Source organism: Metabacillus bambusae (genome assembly GCF_017497975.1).
Lineage (GTDB): Bacteria > Bacillota > Bacilli > Bacillales > Bacillaceae > Metabacillus > Metabacillus bambusae.
Genome location: NZ_JAGDEL010000036.1, coordinates 19,158 through 40,255 on the forward strand (window position 1 = coordinate 19,158; position 21,098 = coordinate 40,255).

Annotated in this window: 21 protein-coding genes and 2 other annotated features; all 21 genes read right to left on the minus strand. The window is 36.8% G+C overall.

The window, feature by feature from the left end:
- Positions 1–33: 33 nt before the first annotated feature.
- Entirely contained in the window at positions 34–3,612 is a 3,579-nt protein-coding gene (gene rpoB / locus I7822_RS27540; RefSeq protein ID WP_207982234.1) for a DNA-directed RNA polymerase subunit beta, read from the minus strand.
- Between the two features lie 357 nt (positions 3,613–3,969).
- Positions 3,970–4,572 (minus strand): class I SAM-dependent methyltransferase, encoded by a 603-nt coding sequence (locus I7822_RS27545; protein WP_207982235.1) that lies wholly within the window; start codon positions 4,570–4,572, stop codon positions 3,970–3,972.
- Between the two features lie 132 nt (positions 4,573–4,704).
- Complete coding sequence (rplL, locus tag I7822_RS27550; protein WP_207982236.1) at positions 4,705–5,064, minus strand: 50S ribosomal protein L7/L12; 360 nt, start codon at positions 5,062–5,064, stop codon at positions 4,705–4,707.
- A gap of 64 nt (positions 5,065–5,128) precedes the next feature.
- On the minus strand, positions 5,129–5,629 hold the full coding sequence (rplJ, locus tag I7822_RS27555) for a 50S ribosomal protein L10 (RefSeq protein WP_207982255.1): 501 nt from the start codon (positions 5,627–5,629) through the stop codon (positions 5,129–5,131).
- 49 nt (positions 5,630–5,678) lie between these two features.
- Positions 5,679–5,824, minus strand: a sequence feature (ribosomal protein L10 leader region).
- A 49-nt stretch (positions 5,825–5,873) separates the two neighbouring features.
- On the minus strand, positions 5,874–6,572 hold the full coding sequence (gene rplA, locus I7822_RS27560) for a 50S ribosomal protein L1 (RefSeq protein ID WP_207982237.1): 699 nt from the start codon (positions 6,570–6,572) through the stop codon (positions 5,874–5,876).
- A 111-nt stretch (positions 6,573–6,683) separates the two neighbouring features.
- A complete protein-coding gene (rplK, locus tag I7822_RS27565) occupies positions 6,684–7,109 on the minus strand; it encodes a 50S ribosomal protein L11 (protein ID WP_026561207.1) in 426 nt (141 codons plus the stop codon).
- A 256-nt stretch (positions 7,110–7,365) separates the two neighbouring features.
- Positions 7,366–7,899, minus strand: a complete 534-nt coding sequence (nusG, locus tag I7822_RS27570; protein ID WP_207982238.1) for a transcription termination/antitermination protein NusG — start codon at positions 7,897–7,899, stop codon at positions 7,366–7,368.
- A 353-nt stretch (positions 7,900–8,252) separates the two neighbouring features.
- On the minus strand, positions 8,253–8,435 hold the full coding sequence (secE, locus tag I7822_RS27575) for a preprotein translocase subunit SecE (protein ID WP_207982239.1): 183 nt from the start codon (positions 8,433–8,435) through the stop codon (positions 8,253–8,255).
- 54 nt (positions 8,436–8,489) lie between these two features.
- On the minus strand, positions 8,490–8,639 hold the full coding sequence (gene rpmG, locus I7822_RS27580) for a 50S ribosomal protein L33 (RefSeq protein ID WP_083964568.1): 150 nt from the start codon (positions 8,637–8,639) through the stop codon (positions 8,490–8,492).
- Positions 8,640–8,734: 95 nt separating this feature from the next.
- The gene (gene sigH / locus I7822_RS27585; RefSeq protein ID WP_207982240.1) at positions 8,735–9,391 is read right to left on the minus strand and encodes an RNA polymerase sporulation sigma factor SigH; all 657 of its coding nucleotides are present in this window, start codon (positions 9,389–9,391) and stop codon (positions 8,735–8,737) included.
- 67 nt (positions 9,392–9,458) lie between these two features.
- Positions 9,459–9,968 (minus strand): NYN domain-containing protein, encoded by a 510-nt coding sequence (locus I7822_RS27590; protein ID WP_207982241.1) that lies wholly within the window; start codon positions 9,966–9,968, stop codon positions 9,459–9,461.
- A gap of 6 nt (positions 9,969–9,974) precedes the next feature.
- Positions 9,975–10,718 (minus strand): 23S rRNA (guanosine(2251)-2'-O)-methyltransferase RlmB, encoded by a 744-nt coding sequence (gene rlmB / locus I7822_RS27595; protein ID WP_207982242.1) that lies wholly within the window; start codon positions 10,716–10,718, stop codon positions 9,975–9,977.
- A gap of 18 nt (positions 10,719–10,736) precedes the next feature.
- Complete coding sequence (locus tag I7822_RS27600) at positions 10,737–11,144, minus strand: Mini-ribonuclease 3 (protein ID WP_207982243.1); 408 nt, start codon at positions 11,142–11,144, stop codon at positions 10,737–10,739.
- 158 nt (positions 11,145–11,302) lie between these two features.
- Positions 11,303–12,700 (minus strand): cysteine--tRNA ligase, encoded by a 1,398-nt coding sequence (gene cysS / locus I7822_RS27605; RefSeq protein ID WP_207982244.1) that lies wholly within the window; start codon positions 12,698–12,700, stop codon positions 11,303–11,305.
- A complete protein-coding gene (gene cysE / locus I7822_RS27610; RefSeq protein ID WP_243459724.1) occupies positions 12,651–13,337 on the minus strand; it encodes a serine O-acetyltransferase in 687 nt (228 codons plus the stop codon). The genes cysS and cysE overlap by 50 nt, the downstream gene beginning before the upstream one ends.
- A gap of 145 nt (positions 13,338–13,482) precedes the next feature.
- Positions 13,483–13,735, minus strand: a binding site (T-box leader).
- Positions 13,736–13,775: 40 nt separating this feature from the next.
- Entirely contained in the window at positions 13,776–15,233 is a 1,458-nt protein-coding gene (gene gltX / locus I7822_RS27615) for a glutamate--tRNA ligase (protein WP_207982246.1), read from the minus strand.
- A 168-nt stretch (positions 15,234–15,401) separates the two neighbouring features.
- The gene (ispF, locus tag I7822_RS27620) at positions 15,402–15,881 is read right to left on the minus strand and encodes a 2-C-methyl-D-erythritol 2,4-cyclodiphosphate synthase (RefSeq protein ID WP_207982256.1); all 480 of its coding nucleotides are present in this window, start codon (positions 15,879–15,881) and stop codon (positions 15,402–15,404) included.
- 175 nt (positions 15,882–16,056) lie between these two features.
- Positions 16,057–16,731 carry a 2-C-methyl-D-erythritol 4-phosphate cytidylyltransferase gene (gene ispD / locus I7822_RS27625; protein ID WP_207982247.1) on the minus strand — a complete coding sequence of 225 codons (675 nt, stop codon included), beginning with the start codon at positions 16,729–16,731 and terminating at the stop codon, positions 16,057–16,059.
- A 317-nt stretch (positions 16,732–17,048) separates the two neighbouring features.
- Positions 17,049–18,146 carry a PIN/TRAM domain-containing protein gene (locus I7822_RS27630; protein WP_207982248.1) on the minus strand — a complete coding sequence of 366 codons (1,098 nt, stop codon included), beginning with the start codon at positions 18,144–18,146 and terminating at the stop codon, positions 17,049–17,051.
- Positions 18,147–18,500: 354 nt separating this feature from the next.
- Positions 18,501–19,580, minus strand: a complete 1,080-nt coding sequence (gene disA / locus I7822_RS27635) for a DNA integrity scanning diadenylate cyclase DisA (protein WP_207982249.1) — start codon at positions 19,578–19,580, stop codon at positions 18,501–18,503.
- Between the two features lie 3 nt (positions 19,581–19,583).
- Entirely contained in the window at positions 19,584–20,957 is a 1,374-nt protein-coding gene (gene radA / locus I7822_RS27640; RefSeq protein WP_207982250.1) for a DNA repair protein RadA, read from the minus strand.
- Between the last annotated feature and the right edge of the window lie 141 nt (positions 20,958–21,098).

Below are 21,098 nucleotides of genomic sequence, written 5' to 3' on the forward strand. Positions count from 1 at the left end.
ATGGCTTTGGCAAAGCACTTTCAGTATTTATTATTATTCTTTCACTACTGTGTCTTTTTCTAACTCAACAGCTTCAGGCACTGTATCCACTTGTTCATTTATTGATAGACCTTCTGCTTGTTGAGATTCTTCATCATCATCAAGGTCTCTCATTTCGATCTCTTTCTCGTCACTTGAAAGCATTTTTACATCCATACCTAAACTTTGAAGCTCTTTAATTAATACTTTAAATGATTCAGGAACACCTGGTTCTGGAACATTTTCGCCTTTAACAATCGCTTCATAAGTTTTCACACGACCAACAACATCATCTGATTTAACAGTCAGAATTTCTTGAAGAGTATAAGCAGCACCATAAGCTTCAAGTGCCCAAACCTCCATCTCTCCAAAACGCTGACCACCAAATTGTGCTTTACCACCAAGTGGTTGCTGTGTAACTAATGAGTATGGACCAGTTGAACGAGCATGTAATTTATCATCAACCATGTGAGCTAGCTTAATCATATACATGATACCAACTGATACACGGTTATCAAATGGTTCACCTGTACGACCATCGTAAAGAACAGTCTTAGCATCACGCGCCATGCCTGCTTCTTCTAACGTTGACCATACATCCTCTTCCCTCGCACCATCAAATACAGGGGAAGCAACATGAATACCTAATTTACGAGCAGCCATTCCTAAATGTAGCTCTAGTACCTGACCGATATTCATACGTGAAGGAACTCCAAGAGGATTTAACATGATATCAACCGGTGTTCCATCTGGTAAGTAAGGCATATCCTCTTCTGGAAGAATACGTGAAATAACACCCTTGTTACCATGTCGTCCAGCCATTTTATCTCCTTCAGAGATTTTACGCTTTTGAACAATATAAACACGGACTAATTGATTCACACCTGGTGGTAATTCATCTCCATCTTCACGATTAAATACCTTAACGTCAAGAATGATTCCTTCTCCACCATGTGGTACGCGCAGTGAAGTATCACGGACTTCACGGGCTTTTTCGCCGAAGATTGCATGTAAAAGTCGTTCTTCTGCTGTAAGCTCCGTTACCCCTTTAGGTGTAACTTTACCAACTAGTAGATCACCGTCTTTTACTTCTGCACCAATTCGGATGATTCCACGTTCATCTAAGTTTCTTAAAGCATCTTCCCCAACATTAGGGATATCACGTGTGATTTCTTCAGGCCCTAACTTCGTATCACGAGATTCTGACTCGTATTCTTCAATATGGATAGATGTGTAAACATCGTCCTTCACAAGTCTTTCACTCATGATAATTGCATCTTCATAGTTATATCCATCCCAAGTCATGAAGGCAACCATAACGTTTCTTCCTAGCGCTAGTTCACCTTTTTCCATTGATGGACCATCAGCAAGGATTTCACCTTTTACGACTTCATCACCTTCGCTAACAATTGGACGTTGGTTGTAGCAAGTCCCTTGGTTAGAACGAATGAACTTCAACATACTATATTTATCTAAATTACCTTTAACTTTTTGACCATTAACTTCCTCATATCGACGAACCCAAACATTCTTCGCTTCCACTCGTTCAACAATACCAGGATGTTTACAGATAACTGCAGCACCTGAGTCTTTACCAGATACATATTCCATACCTGTTCCGACAATTGGAGCTTCTGGATTCATTAATGGCACTGCTTGACGTTGCATGTTTGCACCCATTAATGCACGGTTCGAGTCATCGTTTTCTAAGAAAGGAATACAAGCTGTTGCAGCAGATACTACCTGCTTAGGCGATACATCCATGTAATCGATGCGATCTCTATTAATAACTGTATTCTCGCCACGGAAACGTGCAACGATATCAGTATCAATAAATGAACCATCATCAGCTAACCTAGCATTCGCTTGGGCAACAACGTAATTGTCTTCTTCATCAGCAGTTAAGTAGTCAATACGAGATGTTACTTTCCCTGTCTCTGGATCAACTCTACGATATGGTGTTTCAATAAACCCAAATCTGTTTACTTTTGCATAAGATGACAGTGAGTTAATCAAACCGATATTTGGACCCTCAGGAGTCTCGATTGGACACATACGGCCATAGTGTGAATAATGCACGTCACGCACTTCAAATCCTGCACGTTCACGAGTTAAACCACCAGGTCCTAATGCTGATAAACGACGTTTATGAGTTAACTCAGCTAGTGGATTCGTTTGATCCATGAACTGAGATAATTGTGAGCTACCAAAGAACTCTTTAATAGACGCAATAACAGGACGAATGTTAATTAATTGTTGCGGAGTAATTGTATTCGTATCCTGAATTGACATTCTCTCACGAACTACACGTTCCATCCTTGATAAACCAATTCTAAATTGATTTTGTAATAATTCTCCGACTGAACGCAATCTACGATTTCCTAGGTGATCGATATCATCTGTATCACCAACACCATGTAATAGATTAAAGAAATAGCTAATAGAAGATAAAATATCAGCAACAGTGATGTTTTTAACAGCTTCTTCTACATACGCATTTCCTAATACATTAATAACTTTTTCACCTTCAGGATCATTCGGTGCGTAGATTTTAATAGATTGAAGAGTTATTTCGTCGTCAGTCACTCCACCAGAAGGGTGTTCTTTTTTGAATCCTACACCACTTTCTAGGTTAGGCATGATTCGATCTAATGTTCTTCTATCAATCATTGTTCCTTTTTCAACAATGATTTCACCTGTTTCCGGATCAACTAGTGTTTCTGCTAAACGTTGATTGAAAAGGCGATTCTTAATATGAAGCTTTTTATTAATCTTGTAACGACCAACATTTGCTAAATCATAGCGTTTCGGATCAAAAAATCTAGAGTCTAATAAACTCTTCGCATTATCAACTGTTGGTGGTTCACCCGGGCGAAGACGCTCATAGATTTCAAGCAAGGCTTTTTCAGTACTTTCCGTATTATCTTTATCAAGAGTATTACGCAAGTACTCGTTCTCACCCAATAAGTCGATGATTTCTTGATCAGAGCCAAACCCAAGAGCACGCAATAAAACCGACACAGGTAATTTACGTGTACGATCGATTCGTACATAAACCACATCTTTTGCATCTGTTTCGTACTCTAACCAAGCTCCACGGTTTGGAATAACAGTCGCAGTAAAGCCTCTTTTACCATTTTTATCAACTTTACCACTGAAATATACACTTGGGCTACGGACTAACTGAGACACGATAACGCGCTCTGCTCCGTTAATTACAAATGTACCTGTTTCTGTCATGAGAGGAAAATCTCCCATAAAGACATCTTGATCCTTTACTTCACCAGTTTCCTTGTTAATTAAGCGCACCTTTACACGTAATGGCGCAGAATAGGTAACATCGCGCTCCTTTGATTCCTCAACGGAGTACTTAGGATCTCCTAAGCTATAATCAATAAATTCTAGCGAGAGGTTACCAGTGAAATCCTCAATAGGAGAAATATCCTGAAACATTTCTCTCAAGCCCTCATCAAGAAACCATTGATAGGAAGAGGTTTGAATTTCAATAAGATTTGGTAATTCTAACACTTCACTAATGCGTGCATAACTTCTACGTTGGCGGTGTCGTCCATACTGAACTAGTTGACCTGTCAACTCATTCACCCCTCAAATCAAGCGTAATAGATCTTGCGTTGTACCATTATGTATACCTTAAATTTTTTAGACAGACGAATAAGAGAACTCACATAAGATCATTCTCTTTAAAATCAATATCTTAATATACAACCTATGAAATCTGAAATAAAAACAAAGGGAAATCAAGTACAAACGCAAGGAAAAAACAAAAAATAAAAAGGGTTTCATCCTAGAAAACCACAATTTGAATCGTACTATTGATTTTATAATTATCTCCATAAATCCAATTTTTATACATCTATTTACCTAAAAATTAGACAGTTATGGAAATTATATATTGGCATTTTATAATATTAACATAGTAGGAAAATTGAGTCAACATTTTTTAGCTTTAATGATATAATAGCCTTTTTTCTTTTCGACAACTTCGACTTCCCTAAACATTTCTTCTAATTTATCAATTGCTGATGGTGCTCCTTGCTTCTTTTGGATGACAATCCACAACTCGCCGTCTTCTACTAAACGCTTAAAGCTTTCTTCAAAGATTGAATGAACAACTTTTTTCCCAGCACGTATAGGAGGGTTCGTTAAGATCGCCATATATTTGCGATCTTCTTTTATTTTTTGAAATAAATCGCTTTGAAAGATTGTCACATTTTCAACTGAATTGAGAGCTGCATTATCAATCGCTAATTCAATTGCTCGCTCATTGATGTCGATTAAGTCAACATGCCTATTATAGTGTTTTGCTATCGATAGACCTACTGGCCCATATCCACAACCAACATCCAAAATATCTCCTTCGATATCAGGAAGTGCAAATGCTTCTATTAATAGACGTGATCCAAAGTCAACTTCATTTTTTGAAAACACCCCCCGATCACTTTGAAAAGTAAAGAGGTGCCCCTTTAAGGTAAATTCCCACGTTTTGCGATTACTTTGAACTGTAGGTTTTTGAGAATAATAATGGTTATTCATCTTTATTCCTCCTCTTTCAGGAGTTTAGGGTTTACATTTTTATATCCTTTTATACATTTGACCATTATTTTATTTCACTATACATAAAAAGCTCGCCATCACTAGCGAGCTTTTTAACAAGTTGCGTTATAATTACTTAACTTCTACAGAAGCGCCAACTTCTTCAAGTTTAGCTTTTAATTCTTCAGCTTCTTCTTTAGTAACGCCTTCTTTAAGAGCTTTAGGAGCGTTATCTACTAATTCTTTAGCTTCTTTTAAGCCAAGACCAGTAGCTTCACGTACTACTTTGATAACTTTGATTTTTTGTCCGCCAGCACTTGCAAGTACTACGTCAAATTCAGTTTGCTCAGCAGCAGCTTCGCCACCAGCAGCAGCAACAGCTACAGGAGCTGCAGCAGTAACACCAAACTCTTCTTCGATTGCTTTAACTAAGTCGTTTAATTCTAAAACAGTCATACTTTTAACTGCTTCAATGATTTGTTCTTGAGTCATTATAATTTCCTCCTTGTTTTTCCTTTTAATGTTTTATTACTAAATAAATAATAGGCTAATTGAATTATGCGCCTTGTTCTTCTTTTTGCTCTGCAACAGCTTTAGTAGCAAGTGCAAGGTTACGGATTGGAGCTTGAAGAACGCTAAGCAACATAGAAAGTAAACCTTCGCGTGATGGAAGTTCAGCAAGAGCTTTAACTTCTTCAACTGTAGCGATATTACCTTCAATTACACCAGCTTTAATTTCAAGTGCTTCATGCTTTTTAGCGAAGTCATTTAAAATTTTTGCTGGAGCAACAACATCCTCAGAACTGAATGCAATCGCATTCGGACCAGTTAAGGCGTCGTTAAGACCAGTAAGTTCAGCTTGTTCTACAGCACGGCGAGTCATCGTGTTTTTGTATACTTTGAAGTCAATACCTGCATCACGTAATTGCTTACGTAGTTCAGTAACTTCACCTACAGTTAATCCACGGTAGTCTACAACGATAGTAGATTTGCTTTCACGAAATTTAGTAGTAATCTCGTCAACGATCTGTTTCTTTTGTTCGATAATTGCGCTCATTGTTACACCTCCTGTAGTTTCATGTGTGACACTATTACCGTTCGGTGATGGCTGCATGGAAAAACCTCCACGATAGACATGGAGGTTTGTATATACAACAACAAGCAAACAAATGCTTTATTCGTAAATACACCTCGGTAGGGATTTAAGCTTTATACAAGCACCTACTGTCTACGGTATAGCGATATTTATTTAAAACAACATTGCTAATTATATATAAACTATTTTACGAAGTCAATAGTTATTATTTTACAGAAAAACTTGAAGTATCAACTTTCACGCCAGGTCCCATTGTAGAAGTAGCATTAACACTCTTCATATAAGTTCCTTTTGCTGCAGCTGGTTTCGCTTTTAATAATGTTTCGAAAACTGTTGTGAAGTTTTCAACTAGTTTACTATCGTCAAATGATACTTTTCCGATAGGAACATGGATGATACCAGCTTTATCAAGACGGTATTCAACCTTACCAGCTTTAATTTCATTAACAGCTTTTGTAACATCAAATGTTACAGTTCCAGTTTTAGGGTTTGGCATTAAACCTTTTGGTCCTAATACACGACCTAATTTACCAACTTCACCCATCATGTCTGGTGTCGCAACGATTACATCAAAATCAAACCAACCTTGTTGAATTTTAGTGATATAATCAGCATCACCAACGAAATCTGCACCAGCAGCTTCAGCTTCTTTCGCTTTTTCGCCTTTAGCAAATACTAATACACGTTGAGTTTTACCAGTACCATTAGGAAGTACTACTGCACCACGAATTTGTTGGTCAGCTTTCTTAGGGTCAACTCCTAAACGGAAAGCAACTTCTACAGTTGCGTCAAACTTAACAACACTAGTTTTTTTAACTAGTTCAACTGCTTCTTGAACCGCATAAAACTTAGTACGATCTACAAGCTTAGCAGCTTCTACTAACTTTTTACCTCTTTTAGCCATTTTTATTTCCTCCTTAGTGGTTTTAGCGGAATAACCTCCCACGAATAAAGGTTGCGAACTTGTTTTTAAGCAAACTCGCAACCCCAAAAAACATTCGAATCTAATAAAAAATTAGTCTTCGATAACAATACCCATACTACGTGCAGTACCTTCAACCATACGCATTGCTGATTCAACGCTTGCTGCGTTTAAATCAGGCATTTTTGTTTCAGCTATTTCACGTACTTTGTCACGCTTAACTGTCGCTACTTTATTACGGTTTGGTTCACCAGAACCCGACTCAATTCCAGCCGCTTTTTTAAGAAGAACAGCAGCAGGCGGAGTTTTCGTAATAAATGTAAATGAACGGTCTTCGAATACCGTGATTTCAACTGGAATGATTAAGCCAGCTTGATCAGCTGTACGAGCGTTAAATTCTTTACAGAATCCCATGATATTAACACCAGCTTGACCTAATGCAGGACCAACTGGTGGAGCTGGATTAGCTTTAGCTGCAGGAATTTGCAATTTTACAATTTTAATTACTTTTTTAGCCACGAGACACACCTCCTTAAGTCCGTGATGTGGTAATTGGGTTATACCCTCCCACTCATCTAAGCCATTCGTAATATGAATGGTTAAAATTTGGGTAACAAGTCAAATCAAGTTTATTGACGAGCTTACCTACCCATATCGATTCAGAAATAACTGTATTTCTGATCAGTGTAAAAACATAATTCTGCCTCATATTCCTGAGACATACTGACCTATGAAAGTTTACCACTTTTCATAATTGATTTCAAGTTTTTTTAGATTATAATTTACTTACTTGTGCAAAATCCAACTCTACAGGTGTTTCACGTCCAAACATATTAACAAGAACCTTAAGCTTATTTTTATCTTGATCAATTTCTTCAATAGAACCAGTAAAGTTAGCAAACGGTCCTTCTGTAACCTTCACTGTTTCTTTCAATTCGTAATCAAATTCAACTCTACGCTCATCCATACCCATGCGTTTTAAGATGAAAGTCACTTCATCAGGTAATAGAGGTGTTGGTTTTGACCCATGACCAGCTGAACCAACAAACCCAGTTACTCCAGGAGTATTACGAACAACATACCAAGAATCGTCAGTCATTACAATCTCAACTAGTACATATCCAGGAAAGACTTTTTTCTTTACAACTTTCTTTTTGCCGTCCTTATAATCTGTTTCTTCCTCTTCAGGTACAACCACACGGAAAATCTTATCTTCCATGCCCATAGATTCTACACGTTTCTCTAAATTTGCTTTTACCTTATTTTCATAACCTGAATATGTGTGTACAACATACCAATTCTTTTCCATAGTGTCAGGACAACTTGTCCTTCCCTCCCCACAGTTGATTTTATACAAAACGCACTAGACGTTTTCACGTCATCATTAAAATGAAGGAAAAACTGAGTATATTTCAAGCTTAACTACAAGATGGTAGCACGAACGGGAAAGCTCTCTTATTAATTCAAAAAGCTAAACTTGTCTCAATTTAAAATGGGATGGATATTCTAATTATTAGCGTAGATCCGTCCACATTTCCTTCATACGAAAATCTATATTATTCTGCATGAATACTAAATCTTTTTTAAACAATGAAAAAACCCGTTTAACGGGTTTTGCAGAGAAAGATTAATATTTTCTATTATAGCACGATTTTCCATCTGTTATTCAAAAATCAAACGAATTAAAGAAGAAATACCTAAGTCAATGACCGCAAAGAAAACACCAACAAATACTACAGTGGATACAACCGTAATTGTATACTTTGTCAATTCTCTACCTTTCGGCCAACTAACCTTCTTCATTTCACGAGATACATCTCGGAAAAAATTAACTAAACGTTGCATGAATGCTACCTCCAGGAATAATAGGGAAACTTCGTATAAAATAATTTATGAAGACTACTTTGTTTCACGGTGGTTCGTATGCGAATTACAGACTTTACAAAATTTATTTACTTCTAACCGTTCATTTGTGCTCGTTATATTTTTCATCGTAGTATAGTTTCTACTTCCACAAGAAGTACAAGCCAACGTTACTTTTTTTCGCATTTCCTCACCTACCGTTTCACTTTTATTCCATAAAACTGTATCATAGTGAGGTTTTTTCGTCAATAAACGATCAAAATCAGCCTGATTTTTGATTTTTACAAACTAATTTCTCTTAATTCTAAGTATCGTTCTAGTTTTCTCTTCACACGTTGCAATGCATTATCGATGGACTTCACATGTCTATTTAATTCTTCTGAGATTTCGTGATATGAACGGCCGTCTAAATATAAGACTAGCACCTTTCGTTCTAAATCACTAAGTAATTCCCCCATCTTAACCTCAATGTCATCAAATTCCTCTTGATTAATGATGAGCTCTTCAGGGTCCATAACTTTCGCACCGGAAATAACATCCATTAATGTCCGATCCGATTCTTCATCATAAATCGGCTTGTCCAATGATACATAAGAATTTAACGGAATATGTTTTTGACGAGTAGCAGTTTTTATAGCGGTAATGATTTGCCTGGTAATACATAATTCAGCAAATGCCTTAAATGAAGTGAGCTTGTCCTCTTTAAAGTCACGAATGGCTTTATATAAACCAATCATTCCCTCTTGAATGATATCCTCTCGATCCGCACCAATTAAAAAATAAGATCTTGCCTTTGCTCGAACAAAATTGCGATATTTAGTAATTAAGTAGTCGAGTGCTTCACTATCTCCATTATGCACGAGTTCAACCACTTGTTCATCTTCCAATAGTCCAAATTCTTCCTTGTTGACCTTACCCTTGTTGAATGGTGAATTCAAGCCGATCCCCCCGACCGCACACAAGATAACAATATTATACAGCATGCATTTTGTAAGCGTCAACCAACTATAAATTCCCCCTGCGCCACTTTTCTAACTTTTCCATGACATCATCAGGAAATAATATTTTTGAAGATGGACGCTTTTCCTCAATCTTTTTCACTCTGTGTTTAATTCTACCTTCTATGGAATCCATCTCATTCAACAACTCTCTGGCTGATTTACGAAGTGCACCTTGCCCAAATATCGCCCATTGTTCAGTAAAATCCGATGTAGCAACATAAACTTGAGTTTTAATATTGTTTAATGATATTGCTAGCTTTTCAATACGCTCATCTGCAGTCTCATTCTCTCGTGTAAAAATAACTTCTACTCGATAGTTTTTTTGTTTTTTTTCAATACCTTTTACAAGGTGTGCATCAAAAACGATAATAACACGGTAACCGGTATAGGCCTGATATTCAGCCATCTTTTCAATTAATTGATTTCTCGCCTCAGAAAGATTGTCCTTCTTAAGCCTTTGTAAAAAGGGCCATGCCCCGATAATGTTATATCCATCAACTAATAGGATATCCATTTCATTCTACTCCCCTAAAGGGTGTCGCTTTCGGTATACCTCATACATCAAAAGACTTGCTGCAACAGATGCATTTAATGATGTAACATGTCCCACCATTGGCATTTTGATTAAGAAGTCGCATTTTTCTTTAATAAGACGACCAATTCCCTTGCCTTCACTTCCTATAATGAGAGCTAGTGGCATTTCCCCGTCTAAATTACGGTAATCATCTGCACCTTTGGCATCTGTTCCTACAATCCAGATCCCACGTTCTTTTAATTCTTCTATTGTTCTCGCCATGTTTGTTACACGGGCAACAGGGATATATTCAATTGCACCAGTAGAAGATTTAGCGACTGTAGCCGTTAATCCTACTGCTCTTCTTTTGGGAATCACTATCCCATGTGCACCTACAGCATCTGCGGTTCTCATAATTGATCCTAAATTATGTGGATCTTCAATTTCATCCAATAGCAGTAGGAAAGGTAGTTCTCCTCTTTTTTCTGCACTAAGTAAAATATCATCAACATGAACATATTCATAAGCAGCTACTTGTGCCACCACACCTTGGTGATTACCTTCCACCATTTGATCAATTTTCTTCTTTGGCACAAAGTTGATCGTTACACCTTTTTCTTTTGCAAGCTTTGTTATTTGCTGTGCTTGTCCCTTTAATGAATTTTCAGCAACCCATATTTTATTAATATCTCGCGATGACTTTAACACCTCTATTACAGGATTACGTCCAATAATATAATCTTGATCCATTAGCCTTTCCTCCTTTCTTTAATCATTAATAAACTCGAATGAAGCATGTATCAGTTCTTCCATACGGTTATGCTTTTTTTCTAAATAAAGATGTCCGATCAACGCTTCAAACGCTGTACTATAACGGTATGTTTGTACATCTGTATTTTTGGGAATCGTCCCTGACTTTGCATTTCTACCGCGTCTAATAACAGCTAATTCTTCTTCATTAAAACTCTCTAATGAGAATAAATGATGCAAAATACTAGCTTGAGCCTTTGCAGAAACATACCTTTTCGCTTGATTATGAAGTTGGTTCGGTCGTATGTTCCCTTTGGCTATAAGGTGATGCCTTACATAAATTTCATATACAGCATCACCAATATAAGCCAATGCTAAGCTATTCAAAAGCTTTGAATCTTTAATCGTTTCAAAATCTAAAAACATGATGTTCCTCTTTTCTATACAAATGCCATATGGCGTTCAGCAGCAATGCTAAAAAATGAAGGGTAGACGAAATATTGCTATAACCCCCGCTCCATTCGTCTTCATTCAAGTTAAAACTCTTACTATCTTTATTCCCTCATCTTCCAAAACGTAATCAATTAACTACGTTTCCACCTTGTTCCTTGAGGCGTATCCTCTAAAATAATATTTAAATCTTTTAACTTATCCCGAATTTCATCCGCTAATGCAAAATTACGGTCTTTTCTAGCTTGAATACGTTGCTCGATCATTAAGTCAATTTCATCATCCAAAAGATCTGCCTGCGCAAATTTTACACCTAACACTGCTCCTAATTGTTCGAACTCAATAAGAAAAGCTTGAATGACTTCCTCTGACGTATTTTGTTCCTGTAAATAGTAGTTCGCTTGTTTTGACAAGTCAAACAGAACAGATATTGCATTAGCTGTATTAAAATCATCATCCATCTCTTTTTTAAACTGAAGACGATATTCTTTGATTTTACTTAACCACTCTTCATTGTTATCAGTCAAATTTGTGCTACTATTCTTACGGTGTTGAAGATTAGCATAAGATGTAGTTAATCGTTCAAATGCATTTTTTGTACTTTCCAATAAATCTTGTGAAAAGTTGATTGGATGTCGATAATGGACAGACAGCATAAAGAAACGAACAACTTGTGGGTCAATTTCTTTAATAATATCGTGTACTAATACGAAATTCCCTAATGATTTAGACATCTTTTCATTATTTATATTAATATAACCATTATGCATCCAGTACTTTGCAAATGGTTTTTGATTTAAAGCCTCTGATTGAGCAATTTCATTCTCATGATGTGGGAAGGTTAAATCTTGACCACCTGCATGAATGTCTATTGTATCTCCAAGATATTTTTTTGCCATAGCAGAGCATTCTATATGCCAACCAGGTCGCCCATATCCCCAAGGACTTTCCCAGGAAATTTCTCCTTCCTTCGCTGCTTTCCATAAAACAAAATCCAGCGCATCGAGTTTCTTCTCTCCTACACCAATCCTGTTACCTAAACGTAGCTCATCAATTGATTGGTGTGAAAGCTTTCCATACTCTTTAAACTCTCTTGTTTTGTAATAAACGTCTCCACCAGCTTCATAAGCATATCCTTTATCGATCAATGCTTGAATAAAGTCAATGATAATATCAATGCTTTCGGTAACACGTGGGTGAATTGTTGCTTGCTTGCATCCAAGTGCCGAGACATCTTCAAAATAAGCATCAATAAAGCGCTCTGCAATCGTTGGTACATCCTCGCCAAGTTCATTTGCTGCTTTAATTAATTTATCATCAACATCTGTAAAGTTAGATACAAAGTTTACTTCATACCCACTATATTCTAAGTATCTTCGTACTGTATCGTAAACGATTGCTGGTCTCGCATTTCCTATATGAATATAATTATAGACTGTCGGACCACATACATACATTTTCACTTTCCCTGCTTCAAGTGGTTCAAACGTTTCCTTTTGCCTTGTTAGCGTATTGTACAACTTTATTGTCATGTTCACTCGTTCCTTTCCTTAACTGTTGTACTTCATATCTTAAGCTTGAAAGCTCTTCCTCTAATTCTTTAAAACGATCTGCAACTGGATCTGGTAAGTCACAGTGATTTAGATCTCGATCAACCCGTCTACCGTTTTGTATGACTACTCTACCTGGAATTCCCACAACAGTTGAATGATCTGGAACATCCTTTAGTACAACAGAACCTGCTCCTATTTTAGAGTATGCACCAACAGTGATAGATCCTAACACTTTTGCTCCTGTGGCAATTAATGCATGATCTTTAATTGTAGGATGCCTTTTTCCTTTTTCCTTACCAGTTCCTCCTAGAGTAACTCCTTGGAAAACAGTAACATCATCACCAATTTCACATGTTTCCCCGATAACGACTCCCATACCGTGATCAATAAAAAACCTGCGCCCAATTCTTGCAGCCGGATGGATTTCAACTCCTGTGAAAAATCGGCTAATTTGAGAAACTGTTCTCGCTAAGAAAAAAAGTTTCTTTTTGTAAAATGCATGAGCAATACGATGACCCCAAATCGCATGTAACCCAGAATACGTTAAAATGACCTCAAAGTAGTTTCTAGCAGCTGGATCTTGTTCGAACACGACCTCTACATCTTCTTTCATCATGCTAAACACGGCTATCCCTCCAATCATCACTTTTGTTAAATTTTATCATTTTAATCCTAAAAGCAAGAACGATACAGCTTCCCAATCCCATTTGTGTCGTAGGAGGAGGTAATTGTAGGTACAAAAAAAGCGTCTCTGTAAAAAATACAGAGACGCTTTTATGCGCGGTTCCACTCTGTTTAGGTATGAGAAGCTTAATTACGCACTGGACGCCCCATGACCTCAACTTTGGCTCTTTAACGTAGAGCGATACGCTTTTACTTACTAATCACGTGTGGACGTTTAGCAAAAGACTCAAAGGTGCATTTCAAGAATTACTTCACATAAACCTCTTTCAGCCAATGGAGGTTTTCTCTAAAAAGGAAGTAAATCTTTACTCTCCTTATCAACGTTTTAACTATTGGTTTAACCCTACTATATTACATTTTTGATAAAAAGTTAACTAATAATATTTTCTAATCTTGAAATCACTGTGTTTTTGCCTAAAACCGCTATTGATTTCGGTAAATCAGGACCGTGCATTTGACCAGTAATGGCAACACGAATTGGCATAAACAAGTTCTTGCCCTTTTGACCAGTAGCCTTTTGGACAGCTTTAATTGAGGCCTTTACATTGTCTGCTGAAAAGTCTTCAACAATTTTTAGCTCATTTATAAATGCTGATAACACTTCTGGAACCTGTTCACCTTCTAGAACGGCTTTTGCTTCCTCATTGTATGTGATGTCCTCTTTGAAGAATAATTCAGTTAAGCTTACAATTTCTGCACCATAGCTCATTTGTTCTTGATAAAGAGCAATTAGCCCTTGAGTTCTTTCGGCTTCTTCTTCGCTCATTTTATCCGATACTTTACCCGCTTTTATTAGGTGTGGTAAAGATAGAGAAACAAGTACATCTAAATCTAATTGCTTAATATATTGGTTATTCATCCACGCAAGCTTTTGTGTATCAAAAACGGCAGGAGATTTAGATAGACGTGCAGGATCAAAGATTTCAATTAACTGCTCTTTATTATATACCTCTTCTTCTCCACCTGGAGACCAACCAAGAAGAGCAATAAAGTTAAATAGAGCATCTGAAAGATAACCGAGATCCTCATATTGTTCAATAAATTGAATAATTGATTCGTCTCGTTTACTTAGCTTTTTACGATTTTCATTGACAATTAACGTCATATGTCCAAATACAGGAACATCCCAACCAAAGGCTTCATAAATCATGATTTGCTTTGGTGTATTTGAAATATGATCTTCGCCACGTAATACATGAGAGATTTTCATTAAGTGATCATCAACTGCTACCGCAAAATTATAGGTAGGTGTACCATCCTTTTTGACAATAACGAAATCACCCATACCTTCTGATTCAAATGAAATGTCACCTTTCACCATATCTTTGAAGCGGAATTCTCTATTTGCTGGCACTCTAAATCGAATGCTCGGCTGTAACCCTTGATCTTCAAGGCTCTTTTGCTCTTCAACTGTTATGTTCGCATGCTTTCCAGAATACTGTGGTGTCTCACCACGAGCAATTTGTTCCTCACGTTCTTTTTCTAGTTCCTCTTCTGTACAATAGCATTTATAAGCCAAACCTTTTTCTAGTAGTTGCTCATAATATTTCTTATAGATTTCATTTCTTTCAGACTGACGGTATGGACCATACTCTCCGCCAACATCTACACTCTCATCCCAGTCGATTCCAAGCCACTTTAAATACTTTAATTGACTTTCTTCTCCACCTTCAATGTTTCGCTTTTTATCGGTATCTTCAATACGGACAATGAATTTCCCGCCTTGATTTTTTGCAAATAGATAGTTAAATAATGCAGTTCTCGCATTTCCAATATGTAAATGCCCTGTAGGACTTGGGGCATAACGTACCCTTACTTCATTTGCCATATCGTAAACCTCCACAATTTTCTATGAATTTATTACCAAAATTATTTTTTGAAAGGAATCCCTTTGTATGTAAAACCTTGAATATCCTTCGGCCTTTATATGATTATTAAATGGGGCCAGAACTAATTTTATCACCAAAAATAATAAGATACAAAAAAATAAATCAACTTACTTACGTTTCTGAATCAAAACCGTTGCCTGTGATGCAATACCTTCTTGTCTGCCGGTAAAGCCTAGCTTTTCTGTTGTAGTTGCTTTCACATTCACCTGGGAAATATCTGCTTCGAGTAATTCAGCGATACGTTCTCTCATGTTACCGATATGTGGAGCCATTTTCGGTTTTTGCGCGATGATTGTACAATCTATGTTTCCTAACTCATATCCTCTTTCTTTAACAAGCTTCCAAACATGGATCAGCAACTTAGCCGAATCTGCATCCTTGAAGGTAGGATCGGTATCAGGAAAATGTTTTCCGATGTCCCCTTCTGCAATTGCTCCTAAACAAGCATCTGCAACTGTATGTAATAAAACATCTGCATCTGAATGACCTAACAATCCTTTTTCATACGGAATTTCAACCCCACCAATTATTAAAGGGCGACCTTCAACTAGTTGATGAACATCATAGCCTTGTCCAATTCTTATCATCATTTTTCCTCTTTTCGCTTTCTATTGGTATTTTATTGATCTCTGTTAAATTTTACAGGATTTCGCTTTCCGAGGGCGGTCAGTCAGCCTCCCACAGAAGTCTCACGTATCCGTTCCAATCAAAAAAGTGCCAAAATCAACAGTGAGCTTTAACAGAGCCTATAGATTAAAGTTTTCACTTACCCATAATTGCCTTTGCTATTAGCAAGTCCTCTGGTGTCGTTAATTTTATATTTGTATAATCGCCAAGGACGATTGAAACTGGCTTTCCTGTTCGTTCAATAAGACTCGCATCATCTGTTCCAAGATAATTATCTTTGTTAGCTTGGTGATGGGCATCTATAACAAGAGATGGAATAAAAGCCTGTGGAGTTTGCACTGACCACAAGGTTGATCGCTCTACAGTTTCAACAACTACACCATTTTCAACCCGCTTGATTGTATCCTTTACAGGAACTGCTAATGTTGCTGCTCCTGATTCCTGTGCTTTATGTACTAGATCCTCAATTTTTTTATGTGATATAAAAGGGCGGGCCCCATCGTGAACAAGAACAATCCCACAATCATCGACAGCCTGTAAACCGTTATACACACTAAACTGTCTTTCACTCCCACCTGCTACGATATATTTTATTTTTCTAATATGATAATCATCCAAAAGTTTTTGAAAATCGTTTCTTTCTTGCTCATTAATAACTAGAATAATACCAGAACAAATTGAATGTTCTTCAAACACTTTTAATGTATGTATGATAATAGGGGCTTGTTCGAGCTCAATAAACTGCTTGTTTTTTCCAGCATTCATTCGTTTGCCTTGTCCAGCAGCAGGAATGACGACTTGATAGTTCATTATGTCTACTCCTTCAAAAATTCTGTATACCATCATCATAAAAGATTAGTCTGTATATGTAAAACAGCCCGTGAAACATTAGTCACCTAATGTACCACGGGCCTGATTAAAAAAAGCGCAAGACGCCCGTATATCGGCAAGAAGCATAAGACAAGTCGGCTGAAAGGTTGTTTGTTAACCTTCTGGACGAATTGGCTTATAACCTAAGAAAAAAGGGTTAGTTTTCCCCTTTAGCCGATGGCGCCTGGAGCAAGATACGAAAGCTAAATACAAATAACTTATCTTCATATCCTTTTAAAAATTTATATTTTTTATGCCTATAATGCTTTTTCTAACAGTTTAGGCTTTGCAAAAATCATTCTACCTGCAGACGTTTGAAGAACACTTGTAACAAGGACATCAATGTGTTTTCCGATATAATTACGTCCATCTTCAACAACAATCATTGTACCGTCATCCAAATAGGCGATACCCTGATTATGCTCTTTCCCATCCTTAATTACTTGAACATTCATTTCTTCTCCAGGTAACACGACAGGTTTAACAGCATTTGCTAAATCATTGATATTAAGAACATGAACCTTTTGTAATTCACAAACTTTATTTAAGTTAAAATCATTTGTAACGACAACTCCGGAAGTTATCTTCGCTAATTTTACTAATTTACTATCAACTTCTTGAATTTCCTCAAAATCACCTTCATAAATTTCTACATTAATTGCAAGTTCTTTTTGAATTCGATTGAGAATATCAAGACCTCTACGACCTCTGTTGCGTTTTAATACATCAGATGAATCAGCAATATGCTGAAGCTCCTCTAAAACGAATTGAGGAATAACAATAGTTCCTTCTAAAAAGCCAGTTTGACAAATGTCAGCGATTCTACCATCGATGATAACACTTGTATCTAATATTTTCAGCTTTTTATCCTCATTTTCAACCTCTTCATCCGCAGATCCCTTTTTCTTACCGATTCGATTTGGCACGGAAAATAAGTTAATTAATTCATCTTTTTTCTTAAAACCAATTTGGAAACCTAGATAACCGAGTAGTAATGTCAAAAAGATTGGAATGATTGTATTAAATATCTGATATTGAATATCTTTTAAAGGAATAACAATAAGAAAAGCAATAATAAGACCAAATATTAATCCTAAACTACCAAATAACACATCTGTAACAGGAGCTTTAACAACAGCCTCTTCTAAAACACGAATCCAATTCACAACGTAATCAACTAACCAAAATGTTGCAACAAAAAAGACAACTGCACCTAATACAGCTAAAGTATAAGGTGTATTAATAAAAGGTATGTCCTGCATATTTAATAACTCGAGTAGCTCTGGCATGAAAAAGATCCCTAACATACCACCCACACTCAAAAATAACAATTGTATAATGCGTTTAATTAACATACCTTCACCTCCTTTTACGATATAACTACTTTATCCTACTTCTAAGATATGTTAAATAAAAAATTAAAAATGTAAATAGATTGAAACATTGTTGTAATTTTACAAACAATTTGACTGTGACACTTGCTCTTTCTTTATATATCATTAGACATTGTAATACTTTCACACCACTCTTATATGTATGGGTGAAGGAAATTTATGAAGCTAGATTCAATTAGTTTTTAAATGAGTTTGCAATAAATATGATAGCTTGACCTCGCCCCCACTTCCTTTATACACACATAAAAATCAATTTTAATATACCCTAAATTAACGAAATTAAAACCATAAAAATGAAAGTTTCATTAAATATTCTTATATATGACGATCAATTAAAAGTTGATCCTGTAACCTTTTCAATCCTTCGATAATCTTTTTCGCCCTCACCTCGCCTATACCATCCACCTCATCTAACTGTTCTACGGATGCGCGCAAAATAAGTTTCAAATTTTTATAGGTTGTCACTAAATTTTCAATAATGATCGTTGGGAGCCTAGGAATTTTACTTAACATACGATACCCTCTTGGCATAACAGGGCTATCTATATTTGTAAATGACGAGAAACCTAGTAATTTAAAAAGAACGGAATCCTCCAAAAGTTCAAAGCTTGAAAGGTCCTGGAGCTGTTTAAGGAATCGATAAGGATCAACAGCTTTATCATTTGCGTAATCTTTTATTAATAATGCAGCCTCTTCTTCTAGTCCAGAAAGTAACTCAGCTAATTGTAATCTAATAAGATGACCTTCTGCTCCTAGTTCATTCACATAGTCATTTATTTCATCCTTTATACGTAAGACCATTTCAATCCGATGCAACACTTGTAAGACTTCCTTAAAAGTAACAAGTTCCTCTAGCTCTAATGCACCTAATGTCGAGATTGATTGATCAAGAACAAGCTTATATTTTTCTAACGTTTGAATCGCTTGATTAGCCTTCGTTAATATGACACCAATGTCTCTAAGTGCATACCTTAATTCACCATGATAGAGAGTAATAACATTTCTTCTTTGGGAAATGGCAATCACTAAGTTTCCTGTTTGCTTAGCCACTCGTTCTGCTGTTCGATGCCTCATTCCAGTTTCCGATGAATAAATTGATGAGTCTGGAACCAACTGGGCATTTGCATACAATATTTTATTTCCCGAATCGCTTAAGATAATAGCTCCATCCATTTTAGCTAACTCATATAAATGTGCCGAGGAAAATGAACATTGTATAGAAAAACCACCATCAATAACTTCTTTTACTTTTTCGTTGTGACCAACAACAATTAATCCACCAGTTTTAGCACGTAGGACATTCTCAATTCCTTCCCTTATTGGTGTTCCAGGTGCGACGAACTGTAAAATTTCATTTAACGTCCGTTCACCTGATATACTCTCTACCTTTGTCATGTACTATCCTCCTAACGTTTTATGGAGAGCCTCAGCTACATTCTTCACCCCAATAATCTCGATATCATCGGGAGGGTTCCAGCCACCTATATTTGCCTCTGGAATAATCGCCCTCTTAAAGCCAAGCTTTGCTGCCTCCATTACTCTTTGTTCAATCCTAGAAACTCTACGAACTTCACCAGTTAACCCTACTTCACCAATAATGACATCTGTTGGTTTAGGAGGTGCATCCTTAAAACTTGATGCTATGCTTACAGCAACTGCTAAATCGATAGCAGGTTCATCAAGCTTCACTCCACCAACAACTTTTAAATACGCGTCTTGATTTTGAAGAAGCAAGCCAACACGTTTTTCTAAAACAGCCATTAATAAGGGTACACGGTTGTGATCAATTCCTGTTGCCATTCTTCTAGGGTTACCGAAGCTAGTTGGTGAAATTAAGGCTTGAATCTCGACAAGAACAGGTCTCGTACCCTCCATTGAAGCTACAACAGTTGAACCAGCTGCGCCTTTTGATCTTTCTTCTAGAAATATTTCTGAAGGATTTTGAACTTCTTCTAGACCAGATTCCTTCATCTCAAATATCCCCATTTCATTTGTTGAACCAAACCGATTCTTTACAGCACGTAATATCCGATACGTATGATGTCTTTCCCCTTCAAAATATAGAACGGTATCTACCATATGTTCTAATAATCTCGGACCAGCAATTGACCCTTCCTTCGTTACATGGCCAACAATGAAGATGGCAATACCTTTTGTTTTCGCAATTCTCATAAGCTCGGCAGTAGATTCTCTTACCTGTGACACGCTTCCAGGAGCAGAGCTTATTTCGCTATGGAATACCGTTTGGATTGAATCGACAACTACAAAGGCAGGGTTTGTTTCTTCAATCGCCCTTGAAATAAAACTTAAATCTGTTTCAGACAAAACAAATAGCTTATTTGCTTTAACCCCTAAGCGGTCAGCCCTTAGCTTTGTTTGTTTTACTGATTCTTCTCCTGAAATATATAAAACATCATTTCCATTATCAGCTAATTGTGAGGATACTTGCAGTAAAAGTGTAGACTTGCCAATCCCAGGGTCTCCACCAATCAATACAAGGGAGCCCTTAACAATACCGCTTCCTAATACACGGTTAAACTCTTTTAGATTCGTATAAATCCTTGGTTCTTGGCTTGTTTCTATATTTGTAATCGGAGAAGGCTTTTGTACCGTTTGGGTGGAATGAGCAAAAACTGCCTTTCGAGGTGAAGCAGGCTTTAAAACTTCCTCTGTCATTGTATTCCATTCACCACAACCCGGACATTTCCCCATCCATTTAGGTGATTCATATCCACATGTTTGACAAATAAACTTTACCTTCGTTTTAGCCATAAACGTGTTCCTCTCTTATAGATTACCAAGTAGTCAAGCTAATTATGATTCCTATCCTTAATTATAAGGAAATAAGGGAGATTTTGAGGAGCATTATTAGAAAGTGCAAGTGCCTAGGTAAGTCCCTATGCGCATAGGAAG